General features: G+C 62.7%; 23 protein-coding genes and 1 pseudogene. 14 read left to right on the top strand and 10 right to left on the bottom strand.

What is annotated here, in order from left to right:
- The first annotated feature begins 150 nt into the window (after positions 1–150).
- On the top strand, positions 151–1470 hold the full coding sequence (locus ACW9H9_RS10725) for an MFS transporter (protein ID WP_457343156.1): 1320 nt from the start codon (positions 151–153) through the stop codon (positions 1468–1470).
- 98 nt (positions 1471–1568) lie between these two features.
- The gene (locus tag ACW9H9_RS10720) at positions 1569–2189 is read left to right on the top strand and encodes a flavin reductase family protein (RefSeq protein WP_457343157.1); all 621 of its coding nucleotides are present in this window, start codon (positions 1569–1571) and stop codon (positions 2187–2189) included.
- A gap of 24 nt (positions 2190–2213) precedes the next feature.
- Here the strand turns inward: ACW9H9_RS10720 and ACW9H9_RS10715 are convergent, their stop codons facing one another.
- Both ACW9H9_RS10715 and ACW9H9_RS10710 read right to left on the bottom strand, forming a co-directional pair.
- On the bottom strand, positions 2214–2462 hold the full coding sequence (locus tag ACW9H9_RS10715; RefSeq protein ID WP_457343158.1) for a hypothetical protein: 249 nt from the start codon (positions 2460–2462) through the stop codon (positions 2214–2216).
- A gap of 35 nt (positions 2463–2497) precedes the next feature.
- Positions 2498–2839, bottom strand: a complete 342-nt coding sequence (locus ACW9H9_RS10710; RefSeq protein ID WP_457343159.1) for an antibiotic biosynthesis monooxygenase family protein — start codon at positions 2837–2839, stop codon at positions 2498–2500.
- A gap of 325 nt (positions 2840–3164) precedes the next feature.
- Here ACW9H9_RS10710 and ACW9H9_RS10705 point away from each other — a divergent pair, with 325 nt between their 5' ends.
- Positions 3165–4094, top strand: coding sequence for an AraC family transcriptional regulator (locus tag ACW9H9_RS10705; RefSeq protein WP_457343160.1), 930 nt, complete (start codon positions 3165–3167; stop codon positions 4092–4094).
- On the opposite strand, the gene ACW9H9_RS10700 is transcribed toward ACW9H9_RS10705, so the two are convergent.
- The 4 genes from ACW9H9_RS10700 to edd form a co-directional block, all read right to left on the bottom strand.
- Positions 4091–5560: an ATP-binding protein gene (locus ACW9H9_RS10700; protein WP_457343161.1), complete on the bottom strand. Its 1470-nt coding sequence runs from the start codon at positions 5558–5560 to the stop codon at positions 4091–4093. The two genes, ACW9H9_RS10705 and ACW9H9_RS10700, sit on opposite strands and share 4 nt — an antisense overlap.
- Positions 5550–6281, bottom strand: a complete 732-nt coding sequence (locus ACW9H9_RS10695) for a response regulator (protein ID WP_457343162.1) — start codon at positions 6279–6281, stop codon at positions 5550–5552. Before ACW9H9_RS10695 ends, ACW9H9_RS10700 begins: the two co-directional genes overlap by 11 nt.
- Before the next feature lie 97 nt (positions 6282–6378).
- Entirely contained in the window at positions 6379–7335 is a 957-nt protein-coding gene (locus tag ACW9H9_RS10690) for a glucokinase (RefSeq protein WP_457343163.1), read from the bottom strand.
- Positions 7332–9158, bottom strand: coding sequence for a phosphogluconate dehydratase (gene edd / locus ACW9H9_RS10685; protein WP_457343164.1), 1827 nt, complete (start codon positions 9156–9158; stop codon positions 7332–7334). Before edd ends, ACW9H9_RS10690 begins: the two co-directional genes overlap by 4 nt.
- Positions 9159–9379: 221 nt before the next feature.
- Between edd and gap the strand changes: the two genes are divergently transcribed.
- The 8 genes and pseudogenes from gap to ACW9H9_RS10645 all read left to right on the top strand — a co-directional run bounded on the left by gap (position 9380) and on the right by ACW9H9_RS10645 (position 18322).
- The gene (gap, locus tag ACW9H9_RS10680) at positions 9380–10381 is read left to right on the top strand and encodes a type I glyceraldehyde-3-phosphate dehydrogenase (protein WP_457343165.1); all 1002 of its coding nucleotides are present in this window, start codon (positions 9380–9382) and stop codon (positions 10379–10381) included.
- A gap of 125 nt (positions 10382–10506) precedes the next feature.
- A complete protein-coding gene (locus tag ACW9H9_RS10675) occupies positions 10507–11025 on the top strand; it encodes an RNA polymerase sigma factor (protein WP_457343166.1) in 519 nt (172 codons plus the stop codon).
- 75 nt (positions 11026–11100) lie between these two features.
- The gene (locus tag ACW9H9_RS10670) at positions 11101–12069 is read left to right on the top strand and encodes a FecR family protein (RefSeq protein WP_457343167.1); all 969 of its coding nucleotides are present in this window, start codon (positions 11101–11103) and stop codon (positions 12067–12069) included.
- A 117-nt stretch (positions 12070–12186) separates the two neighbouring features.
- The gene (locus ACW9H9_RS10665; RefSeq protein ID WP_457343168.1) at positions 12187–14766 is read left to right on the top strand and encodes a TonB-dependent receptor; all 2580 of its coding nucleotides are present in this window, start codon (positions 12187–12189) and stop codon (positions 14764–14766) included.
- Positions 14767–14895: 129 nt separating this feature from the next.
- Positions 14896–15504, top strand: coding sequence for a biliverdin-producing heme oxygenase (locus ACW9H9_RS10660; protein WP_457343169.1), 609 nt, complete (start codon positions 14896–14898; stop codon positions 15502–15504).
- A gap of 153 nt (positions 15505–15657) precedes the next feature.
- Complete coding sequence (locus ACW9H9_RS10655; RefSeq protein WP_457343192.1) at positions 15658–16059, top strand: YbaN family protein; 402 nt, start codon at positions 15658–15660, stop codon at positions 16057–16059.
- A gap of 61 nt (positions 16060–16120) precedes the next feature.
- Positions 16121–17464: pseudogene (locus ACW9H9_RS10650) on the top strand (PDC sensor domain-containing protein); the annotation flags it as partial.
- 102 nt (positions 17465–17566) lie between these two features.
- On the top strand, positions 17567–18322 hold the full coding sequence (locus ACW9H9_RS10645; protein ID WP_457343193.1) for a methyl-accepting chemotaxis protein: 756 nt from the start codon (positions 17567–17569) through the stop codon (positions 18320–18322).
- Positions 18323–18336: 14 nt separating this feature from the next.
- Here the strand turns inward: ACW9H9_RS10645 and ACW9H9_RS10640 are convergent, their stop codons facing one another.
- On the bottom strand, positions 18337–18900 hold the full coding sequence (locus tag ACW9H9_RS10640; RefSeq protein WP_457343170.1) for a nitroreductase family protein: 564 nt from the start codon (positions 18898–18900) through the stop codon (positions 18337–18339).
- 139 nt (positions 18901–19039) lie between these two features.
- On the opposite strand from ACW9H9_RS10640, the gene ACW9H9_RS10635 reads away from it, so the two are divergent.
- The 3 genes from ACW9H9_RS10635 to ACW9H9_RS10625 are packed head-to-tail and all read left to right on the top strand — an operon-like array spanning position 19040 to position 22662.
- Entirely contained in the window at positions 19040–20467 is a 1428-nt protein-coding gene (locus tag ACW9H9_RS10635; protein ID WP_457343171.1) for a di-heme oxidoreductase family protein, read from the top strand.
- A gap of 30 nt (positions 20468–20497) precedes the next feature.
- Positions 20498–21562: an imelysin family protein gene (locus ACW9H9_RS10630; RefSeq protein WP_457343172.1), complete on the top strand. Its 1065-nt coding sequence runs from the start codon at positions 20498–20500 to the stop codon at positions 21560–21562.
- A gap of 2 nt (positions 21563–21564) precedes the next feature.
- Positions 21565–22662, top strand: a complete 1098-nt coding sequence (locus ACW9H9_RS10625; protein ID WP_457343173.1) for a DUF1513 domain-containing protein — start codon at positions 21565–21567, stop codon at positions 22660–22662.
- Between the two features lie 61 nt (positions 22663–22723).
- Here ACW9H9_RS10625 and ACW9H9_RS10620 read toward each other — a convergent pair whose 3' ends face one another.
- Genes ACW9H9_RS10620 through ACW9H9_RS10610 form a run of 3 tightly spaced genes read right to left on the bottom strand, consistent with a single transcriptional unit; the run spans position 22724 to position 24352 of the window.
- Positions 22724–22951: a hypothetical protein gene (locus ACW9H9_RS10620; protein WP_457343174.1), complete on the bottom strand. Its 228-nt coding sequence runs from the start codon at positions 22949–22951 to the stop codon at positions 22724–22726.
- The gene (locus ACW9H9_RS10615; protein WP_457343175.1) at positions 22951–23667 is read right to left on the bottom strand and encodes a lipopolysaccharide kinase InaA family protein; all 717 of its coding nucleotides are present in this window, start codon (positions 23665–23667) and stop codon (positions 22951–22953) included. The genes ACW9H9_RS10620 and ACW9H9_RS10615 overlap by 1 nt, the downstream gene beginning before the upstream one ends.
- A 4-nt stretch (positions 23668–23671) precedes the next feature.
- A complete protein-coding gene (locus tag ACW9H9_RS10610; protein ID WP_457343176.1) occupies positions 23672–24352 on the bottom strand; it encodes a class I SAM-dependent methyltransferase in 681 nt (226 codons plus the stop codon).
- Positions 24353–24503: the final 151 nt, after the last annotated feature.

The following is a 24503-nucleotide window of genomic DNA, read 5'->3' as shown; positions in this document are numbered from 1 at the left end:
GCCTGCAAACGGTCGGCAGCTTTCCGCTCAAAAAAATCCGTAGCCCCTTCTAGAACGGGCCCCGCGCCTCCTGGCACAGCTCCTGCTATAGCCCCAGCCAGGCGGCGCTTGCGCACGCTCCACAAAAACAATGACATGAAGGTTCCTTCAATGGATAACTCCAACACCCTGCCTTTGGGGTCGGCCAGTGCGTCGGCGAAAGAACGCACCACTTCCAGCCGGATCAAATCGATTTTCAGCGGTTCGGTCGGCAACATGGTCGAGTGGTACGACTGGTACGTCTACGCTGCTTTCTCGCTGTACTTCGCCAAGACCTTTTTCCCGAAGGGCGACACCACCGCCCAACTGCTCAACACCGCCGCGATCTTTGCCGTGGGCTTTCTGATGCGCCCGATCGGCGGCTGGCTGATGGGCCTGTACGCTGACCGCGTCGGCCGTAAAGCCGCGCTGATGGCCTCGGTGCTGCTGATGTGCTTCGGCTCGCTGATCATCGCCCTGAGCCCGGGTTATGAAACCATCGGCGTCGGCGCCCCGATCCTGCTGGTCTTCGCCCGCTTGCTGCAAGGGTTGTCGGTGGGCGGCGAATACGGCACCTCGGCCACCTACCTCAGTGAAATGGCGACCAAGGAACGTCGCGGTTTCTTCTCGAGTTTCCAGTACGTAACCCTGATCTCCGGCCAACTCATCGCCCTGGCGGTGCTGATCGTGCTGCAGCAGTTCCTCAGCACCGAGCAACTGTACGACTGGGGCTGGCGCATCCCGTTTGCCATCGGCGCCCTGTGCGCGGTGGTCGCGCTGTACCTGCGTCGCGGCATGGAAGAAACCGAGTCGTTCACCAAAAAGGAAAAAGCCAAGGAAAGCGCGATGCGCACCTTGCTGCGCCATCCCAAGGAGCTGATGACCGTGGTCGGCCTGACCATGGGCGGCACCCTGGCGTTCTACACCTACACCACCTACATGCAGAAGTACCTGGTGAACACGGTGGGCATGAGCATTTCCGACTCCACCACCATTTCGGCGGCGACGCTGTTCCTGTTCATGTGCCTGCAACCGATTGTCGGCGGGCTGTCGGACAAGGTCGGCCGTCGACCGATCCTGATCGCGTTCGGCATCCTCGGTACGCTGTTCACCGTGCCGATCCTCAGCACCCTGCACACCATTCAAACCTGGTGGGGCGCGTTTTTCCTGATCATGGCGGCGCTGATCATCGTCAGCGGTTATACCTCGATCAACGCCGTGGTGAAGGCCGAACTGTTCCCCACCGAGATCCGCGCACTGGGCGTGGGCCTGCCGTATGCGCTGACCGTGTCGATCTTTGGCGGCACGGCTGAATACATCGCGCTGTGGTTCAAGAGCATCGGCATGGAAACCGGCTACTACTGGTATGTGACGGCGTGTATCGCCATCTCGCTGGCGGTGTACGCCACCATGAAGGACACCCGCACGCACTCGCGCATCACCACCGACTGAAAAACCTGGGGAGCGGCGTGTCCGCTCCCCTGTTGGCCCTTCGCGGATCGCAAAATTGTGTGCACTATGCACGCTCCCTGAAAAGCCGAGCGGTGCCCATGTCCGACGATATTCACTTTTACGAACCCGCCAATGGCCACGGTCTGCCCCATGACCCGTTCAACGCCATCGTCGGCCCGCGTCCCATCGGCTGGATTTCTTCGCACGACAGCGAAAGCCGACTGAACCTTGCGCCGTACAGCTTCTTCAACGCGTTCAACTACATTCCGCCGATCATTGGGTTCTCCAGTGTCGGACGCAAAGACAGCCTGAACAACATCGAGCAAACCGGCGAGTTTGTGTGGAACCTGGCCACGCGCCCGCTGGCCGAGCAGATGAACCAGAGCTGCGCGGCTGTCCCGCCGCAAACCAACGAATTCGAGCTCGCAGGCCTTACGCCGGTGGCGTCCCGGGTGGTCGCCGTGCCTCGCGTGGGCGAGAGCCCGGTGTCATTCGAGTGCAAAGTCACGCAGATCATCCAGTTGCAGCGTGCCGACAAAGGCCTGGTGCCCAGCTGGCTGGTGCTGGGCGAGGTAGTGGCCGTGCATATCGCCAAGTGGCTGCTCAAGGACGGCGTGTACGACACCGCCGCCGCCGAGCCGATCTTGCGTGGCGGCGGCCCGGCCGACTACTTCCAGGTGAGCCCGCAAGCGCTGTTCAAGATGCACCGGCCACGCTGAACGCGCAGCCGGGCGCCGGGGCCATCAACTCGCCGTGGTGGCCCACACCGGTTGCCCCTCTTCATCCACGTCGATCAAGCGCTCCAACTGCTGGGCAGCGGCGTCGTCGGCGTCTGAAGCGGTGGTGAACAGCTGACCATCGAGGATCTTGTGAAAGCGCGGCGGGCTCATGCCATCCAGTGTCTTGACGGCAATGGCGGCGTGGTAGCCACCTTCTTCTGCACGCACCAGGGCGGAGACGGCTTCGTGCTGGGCAAACTCTTTACGTGCCATGTGGCGGGTCCTGGCCTTGAAAAAAGGCCGACATTCTAACCCGCCAGTTGCAGGTACTCGCCATACGCATTCACGGCAGAGGCGTCGGTGAAGGTCTGGAAGTCCATGCTGCGCAAGACTCCGTCGTTCAGCAGCTCGCCAAAAATGTTCAGCGCCGGGGAGCTGAAGTAGGCGCTCATTGCCTGCTCACTGCTCCAAAAACCGGAAATCAGCCACACATCCGGGTCGGACTGGGAATGCTGCAACGAAAATTGCAGGCAACCCTGAGCCTGGCGGCCCGGTTCGATCAAACTGCTCAAGCGTGCACCCAGTTCGGTGCTGCACCCGGAACGGGCACGGATAAAGGCCATATGGCTCGCGGGAATGGGGGTGGACATGTTCGACTCTCCCGTTGAGAAGTGATGCTCGGCAAGCACTGTGAGGGCGTGTTGCCACAGGATCAACGATACGGGCGTCGCCGCAAGGGCGGTTAGTCAATTCCTGTCGGCTTATTGCACAATCCTGCGAGAAGCACATAAACAAAAAACCCGCCGCGCGGTTTACTTCAACGCCAACACCTTTGTTTCAGGCAGGTGACAGCCCGGGTAATTGCCTGATTCGTGATTTATCGCAGGATCAGGCAAGGATTGAGCAGAATCGAAATACCCCCCGTTTGAAACCCGATCTAAGCTGTGCCCATCGTCAAGACACCCGGAGGCCCCCATGTCGTCGCCCGATCCACACGCAACCCCGCTCGACGCCGATATGGAAAAACAACGCGCCGAACTGGCGGGTATCGTACGGCGCCATACCTGGGAAGACGGCTCCTACGGCACGGCGATCACCTCGCTGTTTCTTAACCGCCACAACACACCGCGCGATTTCATGCCGGTGCTGGTGGAGCCTGCGCTGTGCATCCTGGCCCATGGCAGCAAGGAAGTGCGCCTGGCCGACGAAGTGTTTGCCTACGACCCGCTCAATTACCTGGTGTTCTCGGTGGCCATGCCGGTGGCCGGGCGTATTCTCGACGCCACGCCGGAAAACCCCAACCTGTCGGTGCGGGTAAACATCGACCCGGCGCAGCTCACCGCCCTGATCGCCGAAGCCGGCCCCATGGGCGTGCCCGCACGGCCGACATCACGCGGCATGTACGTGGACTGTATCGATCGTCAACTGCTCGACGCGGTGCTGCGCCTGGCGCGCCTGCTGGACACGCCCAAAGACATCGCGATGCTCGCGCCGTTGATCAACCGCGAAATTCTCTATCGCTTGCTGCGTGGGCCACAGGGTTATCGCTTGTATGAAATTGCCGTGGCCAACAGTCAGAGCCATCGTGTCAGCCAGGCCATCACCTGGCTGAACGGCAACTATGAACAGCCGCTGCGCATTGATGATTTAGCCAAGGAAGTGAACCTGAGCGTTTCCACCCTGCACCACCGCTTCAAGGCGATCACGGCCATGAGCCCCCTGCAATATCAGAAGCAGCTGCGCTTGCAGGAAGCGCGGCGCCTGATGATCGCCGAAGGCCTGGAAGCATCGGCGGCCGGCTACCGGGTAGGGTATGAAAGCCCGTCGCAGTTCAGCCGCGAATACAGCCGATTGTTTGGGGCACCGCCGCTGCGGGACCTGGCGCGGCTGCGCCAGAGCATCTAGTCGAGGGTACGCGGCAGTTGCAAGGTCACGCGCAGGCCGCCTTCGCGCAGGTTCTGCAAACTCACTTCACCGCCATGGCTGTGGGCGATGTTGCGCGCAATCCCCAGGCCCAGGCCGTAACCCTGTTGGTGCCCGGCCAGGCGAAAGTGCGGCTCGAAGACTTGTTCCAGGCGCTGCTCCGGTACGCCGGGGCCTTCGTCGTCGACGTGCAGGACAAACTCCGCGCTGTTGTCTTCAAGGTGCAAATGGGCGTTCTGCCCGTACTTCAACGCGTTGTCGATCAGGTTGCCGATGCAGCGCTTGAGCGCCAGCGGCTTGCCCGGGTAGTGGGCCAGTGCGCGCCCGCCCAGCGTGACCCGGCCATTGCCGTTGGGCGCCAGGTAGGGCTCCACCAGGCAATCGAGTACGTGGTTGAGGTCGACCTGTTCGATGTTTTCGTGAATGTCGGTGTCTTTCACGCATTGCAGCGCGCCTTTGACCAACAGCTCCAGCTCATCCAGGTCGCGACCGAATTTGGTTTGCAGGTTTTCGTCTTCCAGCAGCTCCACCCGCAGGCGCAGGCGAGTGATGGGGGTGCGCAAGTCGTGGGAAATGGCGCTGAACAACTGGCTGCGCTCGGTAAGGTAGCGGCTGATGCGTTCGCGCATCGCGTTGAAGGCACGGCCCACTTCCACCACTTCGCTGCCGCCGCCCTCGGCCACCGGCTCCACGTCGGCGCCCAATGACATATCCCGCGCCGCCCGGGCCAGGCGTTTGAGCGGGCGGCTCTGCCAGTGCACCAGCAACCCGATGAACAGCAGCAAAAAGCCGCTGGTCAGTACGATAAACCACACTTGCTGGGACGGCAGGCCTTGTTCTTCAAGGCTGGTGTAGGGTTCGGGCAGCAGCGAGGCGATGTACAGCCACTCGCCCTGCGCCAGTTGGATCTGCGTCACCAGCACCGGCGGGTTGACCGGCTCCAGGCTCAGCGCGTAATGCGCCCAGGAACGGGGCAACTCATCAAGTTTCAGGCCCGCGTTGAAGATGCGCAGGTCTTCGGCGCTCACGAACTCCACCGAGATATGCACGTCGCCGCCCAGGGTCTGGCGCAGCACTTCTTCCACCGCACCCAGCACCGCGTGCTTGCGCGGGGTTTCCGGCAACACGGACATGTCCAGCGGGCGGTCGTTGAGGGTCACCACAAAACGCGTGCCGCCCATGCTGCGCAACTGGTCGAGCACCAGCGGGCGAAAGGCCACGGGCAGGGAGCGGAAATAACTGACGCTGGCAGTCATCGAATGCGCCAGGCTCCGGGCGGCGGTGACCAGGCCTTCCAGTTGCGTAGCCCGCAGCTGCGACACCCAGATCACGCTGGACAGCGCCTGGGCAAACAGCACCGCGAGCAAGGTCAGCAGCAACATGCGCCCCAGCAAGGAGCGCGGCACCGGCACTTTGCGGCGCAGTTCGCTCAGGTTTTCAGTGGGCATTGCCGGCAACCACGCTGGCTGCCAGTTGATAGCCGCTGCCGCGCACGGTACGAATCAGGCGCGGCGGTTTTTCGGTGTCGCGCAGGCGTTGGCGCAGGCGGCTCACGGCCATGTCGACGATCCGGTCCAGCGGCATCAGGTCGCGGCCACGGGTGGCGTTGCCAATGGTGTCGCGGTCGAGAATCTGTTGAGGGTGGTCAAGAAACAATTTGAGCAGGGCAAAGTCGGCGCCCGAGAGGATCACTTCTTCGCCGTCGATGTGAAACAGGCGGTGGCTGACCATGTCCAGGCGCCAGTCGCCAAACACCAACACGTCGCCGCCGCTGCGTTCCTGGCCAAACTGGCAACGGCGCAACAGGGCCTTGATGCGGGCCTGCAACTCACGCGGGCTGAAGGGTTTGCCGATGTAGTCGTCGGCGCCCAGCTCCAGGCCGATCACACGGTCGGCCTCGTCAGAGCTGGCGGTGAGCATGATGATTGGCACCTGCGCCTGGCGCGGGTGCTGGCGGATCCAGCGGCAGAGGCTGAAGCCGTCTTCGTCGGGCAGCATCACATCGAGGATCACCAGATCACAGGGCGCCTCGTTCATCGCCCGACGAAACCCCGCGCCATTGGGCACCCCGCGCACCAGAAACCCGGCGCGGCTGAGGTAGGTTTGCAGCAATTCACGGATTTCCTCGTCGTCATCGACCAGGAGAATGGATTTACTGTTTACGCTCACGGGGCCTCCTTATTGTTATCGGCGGGCCTGGCTGAATAGGTTGCTTTTCTTAGGGCCCCATCGCGGGCAAGCCCGCTCCCACAGAGGGCCATCATCCCTACCCGAACGCTTGTTCCAATGCCACTCCGGCCCCGGTCAACCCGGAATAGGGTGCGGTCACCAGCCACACCGGTATGCCTTTGAAGTAGTCGCTCATGCAGCCTTTGTCACTGAAGCTCTTGGTAAAACCGCTGTTGATGAAAAAATCCGCAAAGCGCGGAATCACACCGCCCACGATGTACACCCCGCCTCGACCGCCGGTGGTGAGCACATTGTTACCGGCCACCCGGCCCAGCCAGATACTGAACTGGTCGAGCACTTCCAGGGCAATCGGGTCGCCCGCAAGACCGGCCGCCGTAATGGCTTCGGGGGTTTGCAGTACGGCTTCATGCCCGTCGACCGCGCAGATCGCCCGGTACAAGCGGGGCAAGCCGCCGCCGCTCAAGGCCGTCTCGGCGCTGACGTGCCCGATCTCAGTGTAGATGTGCTGCCACAATTGGGCTTCACGCGGGCTGCTGACCGGCAGGTCGACATGGCCGCCCTCCCCCGGCAACGCCGCCCAACGGCCGGCGCCCAAGTCCAGCAAGGTGCCCACGCCCAAGCCGGTGCCCGGGCCGATCACGACTGCCGGGCGCAACGGTTCGGCGGTGCCTTCGCAGACCACGCGGAACTCGTCGGGCTGCAAGCGGGTCATGCCCAGGGCCATGGCCGTGAAGTCATTGACCAACAGCAGCTCATCCACCTGCAAAGTGTCGCAAAAGGCTTTTTTGCTCAAGCGCCAATGGTTGTTGGTGAATTTAAATTCATCCCCGCTCACCGGCCCGGCCACCGAGAGGCACACCGCGCCGAGGCTGCCGATGGCCAGGCCTTCTTCCTTGAGATAGACCTTGATGGCCTCCTCGGGGCTGGCATGGTCCGCCGTGGCGTGCACACGGATCGAATGCAGCGCCTGGTCCCGCCACAACGCAAAACGGGCGTTGGTCCCGCCGATATCACCCACCAGCGCAAGCTTCACTTCAGTGTCTCCAAGGCAGAGGTAAAGGCGCTGGCGCCCTGCTCTGCGGAGCTTGCTGCCAAACGCATAAACGCAAACAGTTCACGGCCCGCCCCCACGTTATTGCCCAATAGGCCCGTGGCAGGCGTGCGCGCTGCAAATTCTTCGGCGTCCACTTTAAGTTCCAGGGTGCCGGTTACGCCATCCACGCGAATGATATCGCCATCACGCACGCGCGCCAGTGGCCCGCCGCTTTGAGCTTCGGGGCTGACATGGATCGCGGCGGGGATCTTACCCGAGGCGCCGGACATTCGCCCGTCTGTTACGAGGGCAACCTTGAAACCGCGGTCTTGGAGCACGCCGAGGAAGGGGGTCATCTTGTGCAATTCGGGCATGCCGTTGGAGCGCGGGCCCTGGAAACGCATCACCGCCACAAAATCTTTTTCCAGTTGACCGGCCTTGAACGCGTCGGCCAGGTCTTGCTGGTCCTGGAACACCACCGCCGGGGCTTCGACGGTCTGGTGCTCGAGGGCCACGGCCGAGACTTTCATCACGCCACGGCCCAGGTTGCCTTCCATCACGCGCAACCCGCCTTCGGGCGAGAACGCCCGGGCCACGGGGCGCAGGATGCTTTCGTCGAGGCTTTCGATCGGGCCGTCGCGCCATACCAGTTGGCCGTCCACCAGGAACGGTTCCTGGGTGTAGCGGCTCAGGCCGCGACCGGCCACGGTGTTGACGTCTTCGTGCAGCAAGCCGGCTTCGAGCAGCTCGCGGATCAGGAACGACATGCCGCCCGACGCCTGGAAGTGGTTGATGTCGGCCTTGCCGTTTGGGTACACGTGGGACAGGGTCGGCACCACCTCGGAGAGGTCAGCCATGTCTTGCCAGGTGAGGATGATGCCCGCGGCCATGGCGATGGCCGGCATGTGCAGGGTGTGGTTGGTGGAGCCCCCCGTGGCGTTGAGGGCGACGATGGAGTTGACGATGACTTTCTCGTCGACGATCTCGCCAATGGGCATGAACGCGCCATTTTGCTTGGTCAGGCGGGTGACCTGGTGCGCCGCTTCACGGGTCAGGGCGTCACGCAGCGGGGTGTACGGGTTGACGAACGACGCGCCGGGCAGGTGCAGGCCCATCACTTCCATCAGCAATTGGTTGGTGTTGGCGGTGCCGTAGAAGGTGCAGGTGCCCGGGCTGTGGTACGAGCCCATCTCCGATTCCAGCAGCTCTTCGCGGGTGGCCTTGCCTTCGGCGTAGCGCTGGCGCACGTCGGCCTTTTGCTTGTTGGAGATGCCCGACGGCATCGGGCCGCCCGGTACGAAGATCATCGGCAGGTGGCCGTAGCGCAGCGCGCCCATCATCAGGCCCGGCACGATCTTGTCGCAGATGCCCAACATCAGCGCGGCATCGAACATGTTGTGGGACAGCGCTACCGCCGTGGACATGGCAATGACTTCACGGCTGAGCAGGCTCAGCTCCATGCCGGGCTCGCCCTGGGTCACACCGTCGCACATGGCCGGGGTGCCACCCGCGAACTGGCCGACCGAGCCGACTTCGCGCAGGGCTTGTTTGATTTGGTCCGGGTAATGCTCGTAGGGCTGGTGCGCTGACAGCATGTCGTTATATGACGAAACAATTGCCACGTTGGCGGCATTCATCATCCGCAGGCTTTGCTTGTCTTCGGCGCCGCAACCGGCCACGCCGTGGGCAAAGTTGGCGCATTGCAGCTTGCCACGCATCGGACCGTCGCTCGCGGCGCCGCGAATGAGCGCAAGGTAGGCCTCACGGGTGGCACGACTGCGGGCGACAAGACGTTCGGTGACCTCAAGAACGCGGGGATGCATGTGAAGAACTCCAGGCTAACGGATGTGGCGACCTGTGCGTCTATGCTGATCAAAAGCCCGCTACACATGGGTTGGCAGGGTGTTTCTTGATCAATTGGACCAGTGGATTCAGGTCACTCGTTGTTGGTTGAACAAAATATTGCCACTAAAAAGGCTTGTTTTCTATTTTTATGCGAATAATCTTGTAATTCTTACAACAAATCGACGACAGGCACTTTCCAATGACTCTTCGTATCGCAATCAATGGTTTTGGCCGTATTGGCCGTAATGTCCTGCGCGCACTGTATACCCAAGGTTACCGTCAGGATTTGCAGATCGTCGCCATCAACGATCTGGGTGACAGTGCGATCAACGCCCACCTGCTCAAATACGACACCGTACACGGCACTTTCGAGGCAGAGGTCGCCCACGATCAGGAAAGCCTGACCGTCAACGGTGACCGGATCGCCGTGAGTGCCATCCGCAACCCGGCCGAGCTGCCGTGGGCGGCTCACAAGATCGACGTGGTCTTTGAGTGCACCGGCCTGTTCACCGACCGCGACAAGGCGGCTGCGCATATTAGCGCTGGCGCACGCAAAGTGATCATCTCGGCCCCGGCCAAGGGCGCCGACGCCACTGTGGTGTACGGGGTGAACCATGACATTTTGCGTCAGTCGCACCAGATCATCTCCAACGCCTCTTGCACCACCAACTGCCTGGCGCCGGTGGCCCAGGTGCTGCACCGCGAGCTGGGCATCGAGAGTGGCCTGATGACCACCATTCACGCTTACACCAACGACCAGAACCTGACCGACGTTTACCACACCGACCCGTACCGCGCCCGTTCGGCCACCCAGAACATGATCCCGAGCAAGACCGGCGCCGCCGAAGCCGTGGGCCTGGTGCTGCCAGACCTGGCGGGCAAGCTGACCGGCATGGCCGTGCGTGTGCCGGTGATCAACGTGTCGCTGGTGGACCTGACCGTGCAACTCAAGCGCGAAGCCTCGGCCGATGAGGTCAACGCCCTGTTGAAAGCAGCCAGCCAGCATTCCAAGATCCTGGGCTACAACACGCTGCCGCTGGTTTCCAGCGACTTCAACCACAACCCGCTGTCGTCGATCTTCGACGCCAACCACACCAAGTCCAGCGGCAAGCTGCTCAAAGTGCTGGCCTGGTACGACAACGAGTGGGGCTTCTCCAACCGCATGCTGGATAACTGCCTGGCGCTGTGCAACGCCGAGTGATACCCCTTGTGGGAGCGGGTTCGCCCGCTCCTGCCGGTGTTGCCCACAGGCGCAGTGAAATAGCCACTTGCCATTTGTGTTGATGATAAGCATTATCATTAACTGCCTATCGGTCGGGTGTCACTGTGAGCCAATCTCGCTTCAACCAAGTCTTCCTCACTCAGCGGGTCGTGTTGCTGCGCACCTTGCAGCGCATGGTGAATAACCCCAGCACCGCCGAGGACCTGTTGCAGGAAACCTACCTGCGCGTTACGCGGGCCCTGAGCGAGCGGCCGATCGACCACCTCGAACCCTTCGTCTACCAGACCGCCCGCAACCTGGCGCTGGACCACCTGCGCGCCTGCCGGATTCAAGCGCGGACCTTGCAGGAAGACGTCCCGATGGACGTGCTGCAAAGCGTCGCCTCCCCTGTCAGCACCCCCGAGGACATCACCCAGGCCGAGCAACTGCTGGAACACCTGAGCGTCAGCCTGGGCCAGTTGAGCGCCCGTCAGCAGCAGATCTTCATTCTCAGCCGCCTGCACGGCTGCAGTTACCAGGAGATCGCCGACCAACTCGACGTGTCCTTGAGCACCGTACAAAAGGAACTGAAGCTGATTATGGCCATCTGCATAGGTGTGGCCGAAAGACTGGATCGCCCTTAAGCTTCACCCGGCAGATTTGTCGATCCAGGCTGTAGGACAACATGAATAAAACGTGGCGAAGACCCGAGGAACACCGTGACGGACCCGAATAACCTGCGCCCCCATGAGCTGGCTCACGGGGTGTTGCAAGACGTGGCCATGGACCAAGCCCTCGACTGGCTGATCGCCTTGCAGTGCCCGCAACCCGGGCAGCGGGCCGAGTTCGAGGCCTGGCTGGCAGCCGATCCGGCGCACCTCGACGCCTTCACCAAGGCCCAGACCGCCTGGGGCGGCGCGCCGGTCTACAGCGCCGCCGTCGCCCTGGCCGCGCCGCGCAAGCGCAGCCTGTGGCGCCGCCTCAAACCGCATTGGAAACCCCTGGCCACCGCCGCCATGCTGGTGCTAGGCCTGGCCAGCTTCACCAACCTGCCGGTGCGCCTGCAAGCCGACCATCTGACCGTGGTGGGCGAGCGCCAGCGCCTGCAACTGGACGACGGCTCCAATGTCCTGCTCAACACCAATTCGGCGTTCTCCAGCACGGTCAAGGACCACCAGCGCATCGCCCGGCTGTATCAGGGCGAAGCGTTCTTTGAAGTGCTGCCCAGCCGCGGCTTGCCGCTGGAAATCGATGCCGGCCCGGTGCGCGCCAGCGTGCGGGACACCGCCTTCGCTGTGCGCTACCTGAACGGCGAAGCCCAGGTGCAAGTCCAGCGTGGCGACGTGGACCTGAGCAACACCTTCGACGATGCCCGGGTGCGCCTGAGCGCGGGCCAGAGCATCCGCATCGGCCCCAAAGGCTTTGGCCAACCGGCCAAACTCGACGTCAACAAAGACCTGGCCTGGGTCCAGGGTCGGCTAATCTTTGAAAACTGCCCGCTGAGCGAAGTGCTGGCCGAGCTGCGCCGGTATTACCCGGGCTGGATAGTCAATAACAATGACAAACTGGCCCATGTCGCCGTGACCGGCAATTACCGCCTCGACCAGCCACTGGACGTGGTGCGCTCGCTGGCCCACATCACGTCCGCCAAGCTCTCGGAATACCCGGCGCTGGTGATCTTGAACTAAATGAGAATTATTTTTACTCGATAGCCCTCGGTGGTACGTCTCGTTATAGCCAATGCAACTGATTCCTATTTGAATCAGGTCGCAACTATAAGATTCGTCCCTTCCGGAGCGCTCTCGATGTCCTCTCGTTTCAACCGCCGGCCCTCTTCACCCGCTCGCCGTCACGGCTTGTCCCTGCTGACCGCCGCCCTCTTGCTGGCGGGCGCGCCGGTGATGGCCGTTCACGCCGCCGAGCCCGCCGCACGCAGCCACGGCAATTACAGCTTCAGCATCGAGCAGCAGCCGTTGGTGTCGGCGCTCAATGCGTTTACTTCGGTGACCGGCTGGCAGGTCGGCTTGCCCGCCGAGTTGGGCCAGGGTGTGTCCTCGCCGGGCGTGAACGGCTCGTTGCCGCCAGAAAAAGCCCTGGAACGCCTGTTGGTGGGGACCAACCTGGGCTATCGCAAGCTGAGCAATAACAACATCGTGCTGGAGCGCCGCGCCGCCGGTGGCGCCATCACCCTGCAACAAATGACCATCAGCGCCACCCGCCAGGAGCAGGCGGTGGACAGCGTGCCAAGCACCGTCAGCGTGCATGAGCGCGAAGCGCTGGACCGCCAGAACGTCAACACCATCCGCGAGCTGGTGCGCTACGAGCCGGGCGTTTCCGTCAGCGGCGCAGGCACCCGCGCGGGCAATGCGGGCTATAACATCCGCGGCATCGACGGCGACCGCATCCTCACCCAGGTCGACGGTGTGGAGGTGCCCGACAACTTCTTCAACGGCCCCTACGCCAAGACCCGTCGCAACTACGTCGACCCGGAAATCGTCAAGCGCGTGGAAATCCTGCGCGGCCCGGCCTCGGCCCTGTACGGCAGCAGCGCCATCGGCGGTGCGGTGAGCTATTTCACCCTCGACCCCGACGACATCATCAAACCCGGCCAGGACGTGGGCGCCCGCCTGAAGACCGGCTACAGCTCCGCCGACGAAAGCTGGCTGACCTCCGGCACCGTCGCCGGTCGCGTACAAGACTTTGACGGCTTGCTGCACCTGAGCCAGCGCAACGGCCACGAGATGGAATCCTACGACGGCAACAACGCCACGGGCCTGGCCCGCACCGGCGCCAACCCGGAAGATGCGCGCACCACCAACGTACTGGCCAAGCTGGGCTGGAACTACGGTGACGACAACCGCCTGGGCCTGACCTACGAGAAGTACAAGGACGACCGCGACGTCAACCTGAAAAACGCCGTGGGCGGCCCGTTCACCGGCGGGCGGGGGTTCAATTTCTATCGTGATCGACGCGGCAACGACACCATCACCCGCGAGCGTTTCGGCCTCGAAAACCGGTTCGCCCTCGACTCGCCGATTGCCGATCACATCAAGACCAGCCTCAACTACCAGATCGCCAAGACCGACCAGACCACCGCCGAAATCTACCAACCCTCGCGCAAGGTATTGCGTACCCGCGACACCCTGTACGAAGAGAAGCAGTGGGTGTTCGACGCGCAGTTGGACAAAGCCTTCAGCGTCGGCGACACCGACCACGTCGTGACCTACGGCACCACCCTCAAGCAACAGAAAGTCACCGGTTCGCGTGAAGGCGCCGCGACCTGCCTGGCCGTGGGCGCAGGTTGCACCGCCATCGGCGCACCAAGCCCGTCGGCCAGCGACAGCGTGAAAAAAGCCAGCGACTTCCCGGACCCGACCATCAACACCTACTCGCTGTTCGCCCAGGACCAGATCGCCTGGGGCCAATGGACGTTTTTGCCCAGCGTGCGTTACGACGCCATCCAGCTCAAACCCAAGCTGACCCAGGCGTTTCTCAACACCGTCGACCCGCAGCGCATCTACGACCACAGCGACGCCGAAAAGAACTGGCACCGTGTAACGCCCAAATTCGGCCTGACCTACGCGCTGACCGAGCAGTACACCTGGTTCGGCCAGTACGCCGAAGGTTTCCGCACCCCGTCGGCCAAAGCGCTGTATGGCCGCTTTGAAAACCTGCAGCAGGGCTACACCGTCGAACCCAACCCCAACCTCAAGCCCGAAACCAGCAAAGGCCTGGAAACCGGGATTCGCGGCAACTTCGACGCAGGCTCCTTTGACGTGGCGGTGTTCTACAACAAGTACCGCAACTTCATCGACGAAGACGCCTCGGTCGCTGGCGGCACCGCGCAGCAGTTCGAGGCCAACAACATCAAGCGCGCCACCATCAAGGGCGCAGAAGCCAAAGGCCGCCTGAACCTCGATGCCTTCGGTGCCCCACAGGGCCTCTACACCCAAGGGTCGATCGCCTACGCCTACGGTCGCAATGACGACAGCGGCGAGCCGCTCAACAGCGTCAACCCGCTCAAGGGCGTGTTCGGCCTGGGCTACGACCAGCAGAACTACGGCGCGCTGGTCAGCTGGACCCTGGTCAAGAAACAGGACCGCGTAGACAGCACCACCTTCTTCGCCCCCGACGGCAACAGCGCCAACGGCCCGTTCAAGACCCCGGGTTTCGGCATTGTCGACTTGACCGGCTTCTACAAGGTCACCCAGGACGTGACCCTCAATGGCGGCCTGTACAACCTCACCGACAAGAAATACTGGAACTGGGATGACGTGCGCAGCTACGACGGCGTGGGCGAAGCGGGCGTGACCGCTCCGGCCAACCTCGACCGCCTGACCCAGCCAGGCCGCAACTTTGCGATCAACCTGATCTGGGACATCTGATCCATGGAGCCTCACTGCGCCGGTTTTTTTACCGGCCTAGTGAGGATTTTTTACTGTGACGCGTCTTCTAGTTCGTCTAGTTCATAGCAGCCTGGCAACCCGACGCTTTCTCTTTTCAAGGACTCCCCGATGACCGCTTCTCCAACCCCCGAACGCGCCGCCCTGCGCTCCCAGCGCCTGAACCAGATCACTAACGCGCCGCACACCAAGCTCGATGCGCTGGTCAAGGCCCATGCACCGTTTGAAACCCAGGCCAACTTCGCCCGTTTCGTGGTGGCCCAGTACCTGTTCCAGTCCGAACTGGTGTCGCTGTACAACGACCCAGAATTGATTGCCATCGTCCCCGACCTGGCGGCCCGCTGCCGCGCCGAAGCCGCCAAGCTGGACCTGGCCGACCTGGACACCCCAGTGCCCGCTCCGGTCGCCGGCGCGGTAAAAAACCCGAGCAAGGCCCAGGCATTGGGCTGGCTGTTTGTGTCCGAAGGCTCCAAACTGGGCGCCGCGTTCCTGATCAAGCGTGCCGTAGGCCTGGGCCTGAGCGAAACCTTCGGCGCCCGCCACCTGGGCGAACCGGCTGGCGGCCGCGCCGAAGGCTGGAAAAGCTTCACCCGCACCCTCGACGGCCTGACGTTCAGCGCCGAAGAAGAAGCCGAAGCGGAAAACGCCGCGGTGGATGCGTTTGTGCGCTTCACCGTACTGCTGGAACAGGCTTACGCTGAGGCCCCGGAACTGGCCTGATCCCGCCGTGTGGGGTCGGGCTTGCCCGCGATACGTTCACCTGGGTCTATGGGTCAATCCAGGTCATGCTATCGCGGGCGGGCCCGCGCTCACGTTTAGCGCCGGTTTCAACTTAACTACCGTGTTAACCCATTGGCCATGCAAACCGTACCCATGACCGGCAAAGCCCCCTCCTCGTCGAAAATCGCCCGTATCCTGTTCGGCTTGCTGGCCTATGTGAGCCTGGGGATCGGACTGATTGCCATCGTCGTGCCGGGCCTACCCACCACCGAATTCATCCTGCTGGCCGCCTGGGCCGCCACCAAAAGCTCGCCACGCCTGAGTGCCTGGCTGGAAAATCACCGGCTGTTCGGGCCCATCCTGTTCAACTGGCGCAACGGCAAGATCATCGCGCGCCGGGCCAAAGTCAGCGCCACCGTGAGCATGCTGCTGTGCGCCGTGCTGATGCTGGTGATGCTCGATCACGGCTGGCCGGTCTACCTGGCGATTGCCGGCATGAGCCTGGGCAACCTCTACATCTGGTCGCGACCGGAACGCCTGCCCACCCCTTCCTGATCGGCCCTACCGCTCATCGGTTTACCCTCATGAACCGCCGCCCAGCGCCGATGTTTCGGGCATGGCGCCGAATGGACTTGGCAACGCCGCGTGCATACCAATAAGTCCATTCGCGAGTGCCCCTATGTTCAACACCCTCTCTATCCGCGTGAAAATCGTGCTGCTGTCCGGCCTGTGCCTGGTGGGGGTGATTGCGCTGATTGTCGGCATGAACCTGTACCAGACCAACCGCAACGACGAGCTGATCAGTGCTTCAAGCTCGCGGATGCTCAACGCCAGCGTGCAGGACCTGTTGCAAGCCAAGGCAGCTGAACAAGCGCTGCAGTTGCAAAAGACCTTTGGTGAAAGCCTGGTGGTGGTCACCGCCCTCGCCGACCAGGTCAAGGACTTGCGCAACACCGCCGCCAAACGCGCGCTGGAGCCAGGTGCCCTGCGTGAAGAACTCAATCAACGCCTGAAAACCACCTTTGAACGCAACCGCGAGGTGCTGGGCGTCTGGTTGTCTTTCGAACCCAACGGGCTGGACGGCAAAGACAGCGAGTTCATCAACGACGCTGCCCGTGTCTCTAATGAAAAGGGCCGTTTCTCCAGCTACTGGAGCCGTGCAGGCGGCGAAAGCCTGAACACCATCATGGTCGAAGACGATCTGACCAAGACCACCCTCAACTTGAGCGGCACGCCCTACAACATCTGGTACACCTGCCCACGCGACACCCGCCAGACGTGCCTGTTGGACCCCTATGCCGACGATGTCGGTGGCAAGTCCGTGTTGATGACCAGCATCGCCCTGCCCCTGCTGGTGGATGGCAACGTGGTGGGCGTGGTCGGTATCGACATCGCCCTCAATGCCCTGCAAGCGGCGGCGGTGGCCGCACAAAAAACCTTGTTCAACGGGGGCGGCAACCTGGAGATTCTGTCCGGCTCGGGCCTGATCGCCGCCCACAGCGGCCTGCCGGACAAAATCGGCAAGAGCCTGATCGACACCTTGGGCGATGAAGGCAAGGACATCGTGCAACTGCTGGCCAGCGACAGCCCCATGGTCCGCGAGCAAGACGGCACTATTCGCGCCGTGTACCCGGTCAAACCGATCCCCGGGGCCAAATCCTGGGGCATCGTCATCAAGTTGCCCAAAGACGTGCTGATGGCCGACACGCTGAAAATGCAGGCCATGCTCAACCAGACCCAAGCCAGCGACACCGTCAAATCCCTGCTGGTCGGCACCGCGGCCGGGCTGTTGGGCCTGCTGCTGATCTGGCTGACCGCCACCGGCGTGACCCGGCCTATCAACCACGTGGCCGCCATGCTCAAAGACATCGCCAGCGGCGAGGGCGACCTGACCCAGCGCCTGGTCTACACCAAAAAAGACGAGCTGGGCGAGCTGGCCAACGGGTTCAACCACTTCCTGGACAAGCTGCAACCCACCATCGCCCAGATCAAACACAGCATCACCCAAGCGCGCAGCACCGCCGACCAGTCTTCGGCCATCGCCCACCAGACAAGCGAAGGCATGCAGGTGCAGTTTCGCGAGATCGACCAGGTGGCCACCGCGTCCAACGAAATGAGTGCCACCGCCCACGACGTGGCCAACAGCGCCTCCAATGCGGCCAGCGCCGCGCGCGGTGCCGACCAATCGGCGCGTGAGGGCATGCAGATCATCGAGCGCAGCACCCACGACATCACCACCCTGGCCGCCGAAGTGAGCAAGGCCGTGGCCGAGGTCGAGGCCCTGGCGGTCAACAGCGAACAGATCGGCTCAGTGCTGGAAGTGATCCGCAGCATCGCTGAACAGACCAACCTGCTCGCGCTCAACGCGGCCATCGAAGCGGCGCGGGCCGGGGAAAGCGGGCGCGGGTTTGCGGTGGTGGCCGACGAGGTGCGCAACCTGGCCAAGCGTACCCAGGATTCAGTCGAAGAGATTCGCCTGGTGATCGAGCGCATCCAGAGCGGCACTCGCGGGGTGGTGGCCACCATGCATTCGAGCCAGAGCCAGGCGCAAAACAACGCCGGGCAGATCCATCAGGCGGTGCAGGCGCTCGGCAAGATCAGCGAGGCCGTGACGGTGATCAGTGACATGAACCTGCAAATCGCCAGTGCGGCCGAAGAACAAAGCGCGGTGGCTGAAGAGGTGAACCGCAACGTTTCGGCGATCCGCAGCGTCACCGAAACGTTGACCGGCCAGGCGACGGAGTCAGCGGCCATCAGCAGCCAGCTCAATGCCCTGGCCAACCAGCAAATGCAGTTGATGGATCAGTTCAAGGTCTGATCGGCGCCGGGTGTTTACACCCCGGCCCAGGCCGTCACGTAAGGTGTCACGTCTTCCTTGGGCGCCACCCGTGGCGGGTTCTGCGGGGTGCCCAGGTACAGGAAGCCGATCACTTGCTCATCCGCCGTCAGCCCAAGGCCCTTGGCCACGTGCGGCGAGTAGGACAACTCGCCGGTGCGCCACACGGCCCCAATGCCCTGGGCATAGGCGGCCAGCAAAATCCCGTGGGCCGCACACGCGGCGGCCAGCAACTGCTCGGACTTGGGCACCTTGAAATGCGCCTGCAACCGCGCAATCACCACCACCACCAACGGCGCCCGCAGCGGGCCGTTCTGTGCTTTGTCGATCGCGGCCTGAGGCGCGTCGGCGTCTTGCAGCCGGGCAGCCTCGGCCAACAGCGTGCCCATCTGCTCACGGGCGGGGCCTTCGACGGTCAGGAAGCGCCAAGGCCGCAACTGACCGTGGTCGGGGGCGCGCATGGCAGCGGCGAACAGCACGTCACGTTGCGCCTGGGTCGGTGCCGGCTCAAGCAAACGCGGCACGGAAACACGGTTGAGCAAAGCGTCGAGAGCCTGCATGGGCCACCTCCAGAAAAAAATGTGCGGCCATTCTAGCGGGAATGAATCGGCAACCACCAAACGATAATTGCTCTTATTCATTAAGCCCCGCCCTGTTAGACTTCGCGGCTTAATATTCAGCTTACGTTCAGGAAACCGGATGTCCCGCTTGCCCCTTCGCCTGCCTGCACTGTTGATGGCCATGAGCCTGAGTGCCTGCGATGACGCGCCGCGCTTCACCCAGGCCGAGCCGGGTGAAGCGCGGTCGGGCGGCGCGACCACGGTGCGCAAGACCGACCAGAACGCGTTCTCGCTGCCTTCGGCCAACCTCGCACCGAGCCGGCGCGTGGACTTCAGCGTCGGCAACAGTTTTTTTCGCAGCCCCTGGGTGATCGCCCCGTCCACCACCACCGCGCGTGACGGGCTGGGGCCGCTGTTCAACACCAATGCCTGCCAGAACTGCCATATAAAGGACGGCCGTGGCCACCCGCCTTTGCCCGGGGCGCCCAATGCCGTGTCGATGCTGGTGCGCCTGTCGATCCCGGATGCAGCGCCCTATGCCCGGCTGATCGAACAGACCGGCATCGTCCCCGAGCCGGTCTACGGCGGGCAACTGCAAGACATGGCGATCCCGGGTGTGCCGCCCGAGGGCAAGGTGCGGGTCGACTACACGCCGGTCAACGTGAGCTTTACCGACGGCACCGTTGTGGAACTGCGCAAACCGGTGCTGCAAATCACCCAACTGGGCTACGGCCCGATGCACCCCGACACACGGTTCTCGGCACGGGTGGCGCCGCCGATGATCGGCCTGGGGTTGCTGGAGGCCATCGCCGAAGCGGATATCCTGCGTAATACCGACGCGAACACCGCCGATAAAGAAGCAATCGTCGGGCGAGCCAACCAGGTGTGGGACGACGCCCGGCAAAAAACCGTGCTGGGCCGGTTTGGTTGGAAAGCCGGGCAACCCACCCTCAATCAACAAAATGTTCACGCGTTTTCCGGTGATATGGGCCTCACCACGTCCCTGAGGCCCTTCGATGACTGCACCGACGCCCAAGTGGCCTGCAAACAGGCGCCCAATGGCAACGGCCCGGACGGCGAACCCGAGGTCAGCGACAACATCCTGCGCCTGGTGCTGTTTTACACGCGCAACCTCGCCGTACCGGCGCGTCGCGACGTCAACGCGCCACAGGTATTGGCCGGGAAAAACCTGTTTTATCAAGCCGGTTGCCAGGGCTGTCACACCCCCACGTTTACCACCGCGCCGGATGCCGCCGAGCCTGAGCTGGCCAATCAAGTGATTCACCCCTACAGCGACCTGCTCCTGCATGACATGGGCGACGGCCTGGCCGACAACCGCACCGAGTTCAAGGCCGGCGCCCGCGACTGGCGCACGCCGCCGTTGTGGGGCATTGGCCTGACGCAAACGGTCAATGGCCACACCCAGTTTTTGCATGACGGTCGCGCCCGCAACCTGATGGAAGCGGTGCTGTGGCACGACGGCCAAGCCCGACCGGCGCGTCAGCGGGTGCTGGCCTTTAATGCCGAACAGCGCGCTGCGTTGCTGGCGTTCCTGAACTCTTTATAAGCATTGCCCCACTACCGAAGGGAGCGTTACATGTTCCGTCCCAAGTTGTTGTTCACAAGCCTGGCCGCCCTCGCGCTGGGCGCCTGCTCGCCGCAGGACCCGCAAGCCGTGACCTCGGCGGCCATCGCCAAGCAAGTGATCCTGCCCACCTACAGCCGCTGGGTCGACGCCGACCGCCAATTGGCGATCAGCGCCCTGGCCTACTGCCAGGGCAAGGAAACCCTGGACACCGCCCGCGCCGACTTTTTGCACGCGCAAAAAGCCTGGGCTGAGCTGCAACCGCTGCTGATCGGCCCGCTGGCCGAGGGCAACCGTGCGTGGCAGGTGCAGTTCTGGCCAGACAAGAAAAACCTGGTGGGCCGACAGGTCGAGCAATTGGTGAGTGCACAGCCGCAGATCGATGCAGACGCCCTGGCCAAGTCCAGCGTGGTGGTGCAAGGCCTGTCGGCCTACGAATACATCCTGTATGACGCCAAGATCGACCTGGCCGACGACGCGCAAAAAGCCCGCTATTGCCCGCTGCTGAGCGCCATCGGCGAGCGGCAGAAGGTGCTCGCCGAGGAGATCCTCGCCGGCTGGAACAAAACCGACGGCATGCTCGCGCAAATGAGCAAGTTTCCGAACCAGCGTTACGCTGATTCTCACGAAGCAATTGCCGATCTGCTGCGCGTCCAGGTGACCGCGCTGGACACCCTGAAGAAGAAACTCGGCACGCCGATGGGCCGCCAGACCAAGGGCATCCCGCAGCCGTTCCAGGCCGATGCATGGCGCAGCCAGTCGTCCCTGCAAAGCCTGGAAGCCAGCCTGGCCGCCGCGCGGACCGTGTGGGTGGGGGTGGACAACCAAGGCCTGCGTGGGCTGCTGCCCGCCGACCAAAAGCCGTTGGCCGACAAGATCGACGCGGCCTACGCGGCCTCGCTGAAACTGTTCGCCAGCAACCAGCGCTCGCTCAACGAGCTGTTGGCCGACGACGCCGGACGCCAGCAACTCAACGATCTTTATGACAGCCTCAACGTTGTCCACCGCCTGCACGAGGGCGAGTTGGCCAAGGCGTTGGGCATCCAACTGGGCTTTAACGCCAACGACGGTGACTGATGATGCTCAGGCGACAGGCTTTGGCGGTTGGCAGCATGCTGCTCAGCGCAATCACGCTGGGCGGCTGGACGCTGTTCAAGCAAAAGGGCAAGGGCCCGTTGCTGCTGTCGGCACGCAATGACGCCGACGGCAAGCACTATGCCGTGGGTTACCGGCTCGACGGCCAGCAGGTGTTCGCGACGCAGGTTGGCCAGCGTTGCCACGACATCGTCAACCACCCGACGCTGCCGCTCGCGTTGTTTGTGGCCCGCCGCCCGGGCACCGAAAGTTACCTGGTGGACCTGCGCGACGGCGCACTGCTGCAAACCCTGACCGCACCTGCCAACCGGCACTTCTATGGCCACGCGGTCATTCACAAGAGCGGCGACTGGCTCTACGCCACGGAAAACGACACCCGCGACCCCGGTCGCGGCCTGCTGGGCGTGTACGCGTTCGAAGGCGAGCGGCTGGTGCGCACGGGCGAGATGCCCACTCACGGCATCGGCCCGCATCAAGTGTCGTGGATGCCCGACGGCGAAACCCTGGTGGTGGCCAACGGTGGTATCCGCACCGAAGCCGAAAGCCGGGTGGAGATGAACCTCAACGCCATGGAGCCCAGCCTGGTGCTGATGCAGCGTGACGGCACGCTAATCAGCAAGGAAACCCTCGGCCAGCCGATGAACAGCGTGCGGCACATGGGGATCGCCAGCGACGGCACCATCCTGTGCGGCCAGCAGTTCATGGGCGCCTCCCATGAGCGGTCCGAGTTGCTGGCGATCAAGCGGCCGGGGCAACCCTTTGAGCCGTTTCCGGTGGCGGACGCGCAATTGCAAGCCATGGGGCACTACACTGCGAGCGTCGCGGTGCACAGCGCATTACGCCTGGTGGCACTGACCGCGCCCCGGGGCAATCGCTTTTTTATCTGGGACATGGACAGCGGCGAACTGCGCCTGGACGGCCCCTTGCCCGACTGCGCGGGCGTGGGCGCGGTGGCCGACGGTTTTGTGGTGACCTCGGGCCAGGGGCGCTGCCGGTTCTATGATTGCCGCCAACAACAGGTGACAGCCACACCGCTGGAGCTCCCCGCGGGGCTTTGGGATAACCACCTGCACTTGATCTAGGACGGGCGCGCAGAAAAAAGGCCTCGCATGAGCGAGGCCTTTTAGGTGGGTTTCAGTGGTTTCAACTTTGTGGCCTCATCCCTTGAGCCATGCCAAACATGAATAGCAACAGTTGGTGATCAGGCTTGGACGCAGCCTCCACCTTGGCGATGCGTGGAATGGGGCACTGCCCGCCGCCATACACCGCCGTGAGCACTTGCGTGCGAGGCTGCTCCCAGGCAGCCAGGGCCAAGGCGGCGACGCCCAGGGCACCCAGCAGAAACAAACCTCGTGCAATTTCTAGCTTCATTACGTTAAACCTTTGATAGCGCTGCCAAACGCCGTCTCGTAAAAGTAGCCGAGTTTTTTCCAGTCGCTGTCGCTCCACGACGAATGGCGACGCAGTTGCAGCATGTCATGGCGGGCCGCCTGACGAGCGGTCAGGCGTTGGCGGCATTTTTCGAAGTCCAGCAAGGCCACTTCTACCGTGGCGGCATCGCCCTCGCCGGTCACGCGCGCAAAAATATGCTTGATGTACAGGCAACCATGCTGCCAACGACCTTTATGCATGCGGGCCAGGGTGTTGGCCACTTCCTTGAGCAGACGCTCGTGCACCTGCTCGCCGTAGTGTTCGCGACCGCCTGCGGCGTACCACTTTTCGATCTCGTCAAAGCCGTCCAGCGAGGCCGTCACCAAGATTGCCTTCCACTGGTGCTGTGGGTCGCGGCGGGCTTCGCAAAACACCATCTCGGGCACTCGTACATCGAGTAAACGCAGGCCTTTGAGGGCATCGCGCTCGCGCAACACGGTTGGACGCCCGAAGGGATGCAGCAAGCTGCGGTAGATATGGCCGGTCTGGCGCTTGCTGTAGAGCAGGCGCCCATGGGTGCCGATGACCCGCTGCACACCGCTTTCACCGCCACGCCGACGGTTGGGTTCCTCGACCCATTCGCCCTGCTGGCGCCAAAAATAATCAAAGCGCTCTTCGGGAGCCAGTTCACTACCTGTTAAACAATCCACAGCCATCCTGTTACCTCTTGCGCAATACATACACTCGCCACATGGCGTAGAGCGGTATGAAGTCCAGGTGATCCTGAACACGGAAACCGGCCTGCTCAAACTCTGCTTCAACAGTAGCAGCCGGTAACACAAACCGATTCTGGTAACCCCCCTGCTCACCTTTGTTGCGACGCCGCACTTCGGCACGCTTGCGTTTCCAGGCCTTGAAGTTGCCGTCTACCCACAACGAGACGATCACACTGTCCCGGGTAACCCGTTGAAACTCCTCCAGTATTCTCAAGCGATGCGCAGCATCACCGATGTGATGCATCAAGCGCATGCAAAAAATGCTGTCCACCGAGTTGTCCGGCAAATCGATCTCGAAAGCAGATGTCTGCAAGGGTCGTACCCGTCTCACCACTTCGGCCGGCTGGGCGATCGTGGCGATGTTCAACATCGAGGCTGAATTGTCGGCGCCGATGATCACGCGGTTGGGCTTTTCGGCCAATAAAGGCCAGAAACGCCCGGCGCCGCACGGCAAGTCCAACACCAGGCCCGGCTCCCCTGCCATGGCCAGGGCGCCGCGAGCCAATTGCTCGTCGCGTTTGTGTGACAGCCGCCGCGCGAGATTGTCCTGATGTTTTAACAAATAATTCTGCGCGTGCTGATCGTCGTACTTTTCGGAAAATTCAAGCTTGATCGGGGTAGGCATCAGCGGGTCTCCGGTTACTGATGCCTACAAACTTAAACAGCGCGCCGTGATCAACAGGTCAACTCGGTGTGAAAATAATGTCCTGTCAAAACCCTTACATTTCAAAATCTTACAGATACACGAGGTGGCATGGGGCCATCTTCGCCGAAAC

The sequence above is a fragment of the Pseudomonas sp. SDO5215_S409 genome (assembly GCF_054071325.1).
This window is presented reverse-complemented; position numbering and strand designations above follow the sequence as displayed.

Coding starts and splice junctions, on each gene's coding strand:
- edd (WP_457343164.1), bottom strand. CDS start 9,158: ATGCATCCCCGCGTTCTTGAGGTCACCGAACGTCTTGTCGCCCGCAGT.
- ACW9H9_RS10710 (WP_457343159.1), bottom strand. CDS start 2,839: ATGTCCACCCCCATTCCCGCGAGCCATATGGCCTTTATCCGTGCCCGT.
- ACW9H9_RS10630 (WP_457343172.1), top strand. CDS start 20,498: ATGTTCCGTCCCAAGTTGTTGTTCACAAGCCTGGCCGCCCTCGCGCTG.
- ACW9H9_RS10635 (WP_457343171.1), top strand. CDS start 19,040: ATGTCCCGCTTGCCCCTTCGCCTGCCTGCACTGTTGATGGCCATGAGC.
- ACW9H9_RS10725 (WP_457343156.1), top strand. CDS start 151: ATGGATAACTCCAACACCCTGCCTTTGGGGTCGGCCAGTGCGTCGGCG.
- ACW9H9_RS10655 (WP_457343192.1), top strand. CDS start 15,658: ATGACCGGCAAAGCCCCCTCCTCGTCGAAAATCGCCCGTATCCTGTTC.
- ACW9H9_RS10715 (WP_457343158.1), bottom strand. CDS start 2,462: ATGGCACGTAAAGAGTTTGCCCAGCACGAAGCCGTCTCCGCCCTGGTG.
- ACW9H9_RS10660 (WP_457343169.1), top strand. CDS start 14,896: ATGACCGCTTCTCCAACCCCCGAACGCGCCGCCCTGCGCTCCCAGCGC.
- ACW9H9_RS10610 (WP_457343176.1), bottom strand. CDS start 24,352: ATGCCTACCCCGATCAAGCTTGAATTTTCCGAAAAGTACGACGATCAG.
- gap (WP_457343165.1), top strand. CDS start 9,380: ATGACTCTTCGTATCGCAATCAATGGTTTTGGCCGTATTGGCCGTAAT.
- ACW9H9_RS10615 (WP_457343175.1), bottom strand. CDS start 23,667: ATGGCTGTGGATTGTTTAACAGGTAGTGAACTGGCTCCCGAAGAGCGC.
- ACW9H9_RS10665 (WP_457343168.1), top strand. CDS start 12,187: ATGTCCTCTCGTTTCAACCGCCGGCCCTCTTCACCCGCTCGCCGTCAC.
- ACW9H9_RS10705 (WP_457343160.1), top strand. CDS start 3,165: ATGTCGTCGCCCGATCCACACGCAACCCCGCTCGACGCCGATATGGAA.
- ACW9H9_RS10645 (WP_457343193.1), top strand. CDS start 17,567: ATGCAGGTGCAGTTTCGCGAGATCGACCAGGTGGCCACCGCGTCCAAC.
- ACW9H9_RS10720 (WP_457343157.1), top strand. CDS start 1,569: ATGTCCGACGATATTCACTTTTACGAACCCGCCAATGGCCACGGTCTG.
- ACW9H9_RS10700 (WP_457343161.1), bottom strand. CDS start 5,560: ATGCCCACTGAAAACCTGAGCGAACTGCGCCGCAAAGTGCCGGTGCCG.
- ACW9H9_RS10640 (WP_457343170.1), bottom strand. CDS start 18,900: ATGCAGGCTCTCGACGCTTTGCTCAACCGTGTTTCCGTGCCGCGTTTG.
- ACW9H9_RS10625 (WP_457343173.1), top strand. CDS start 21,565: ATGCTCAGGCGACAGGCTTTGGCGGTTGGCAGCATGCTGCTCAGCGCA.
- ACW9H9_RS10620 (WP_457343174.1), bottom strand. CDS start 22,951: ATGAAGCTAGAAATTGCACGAGGTTTGTTTCTGCTGGGTGCCCTGGGC.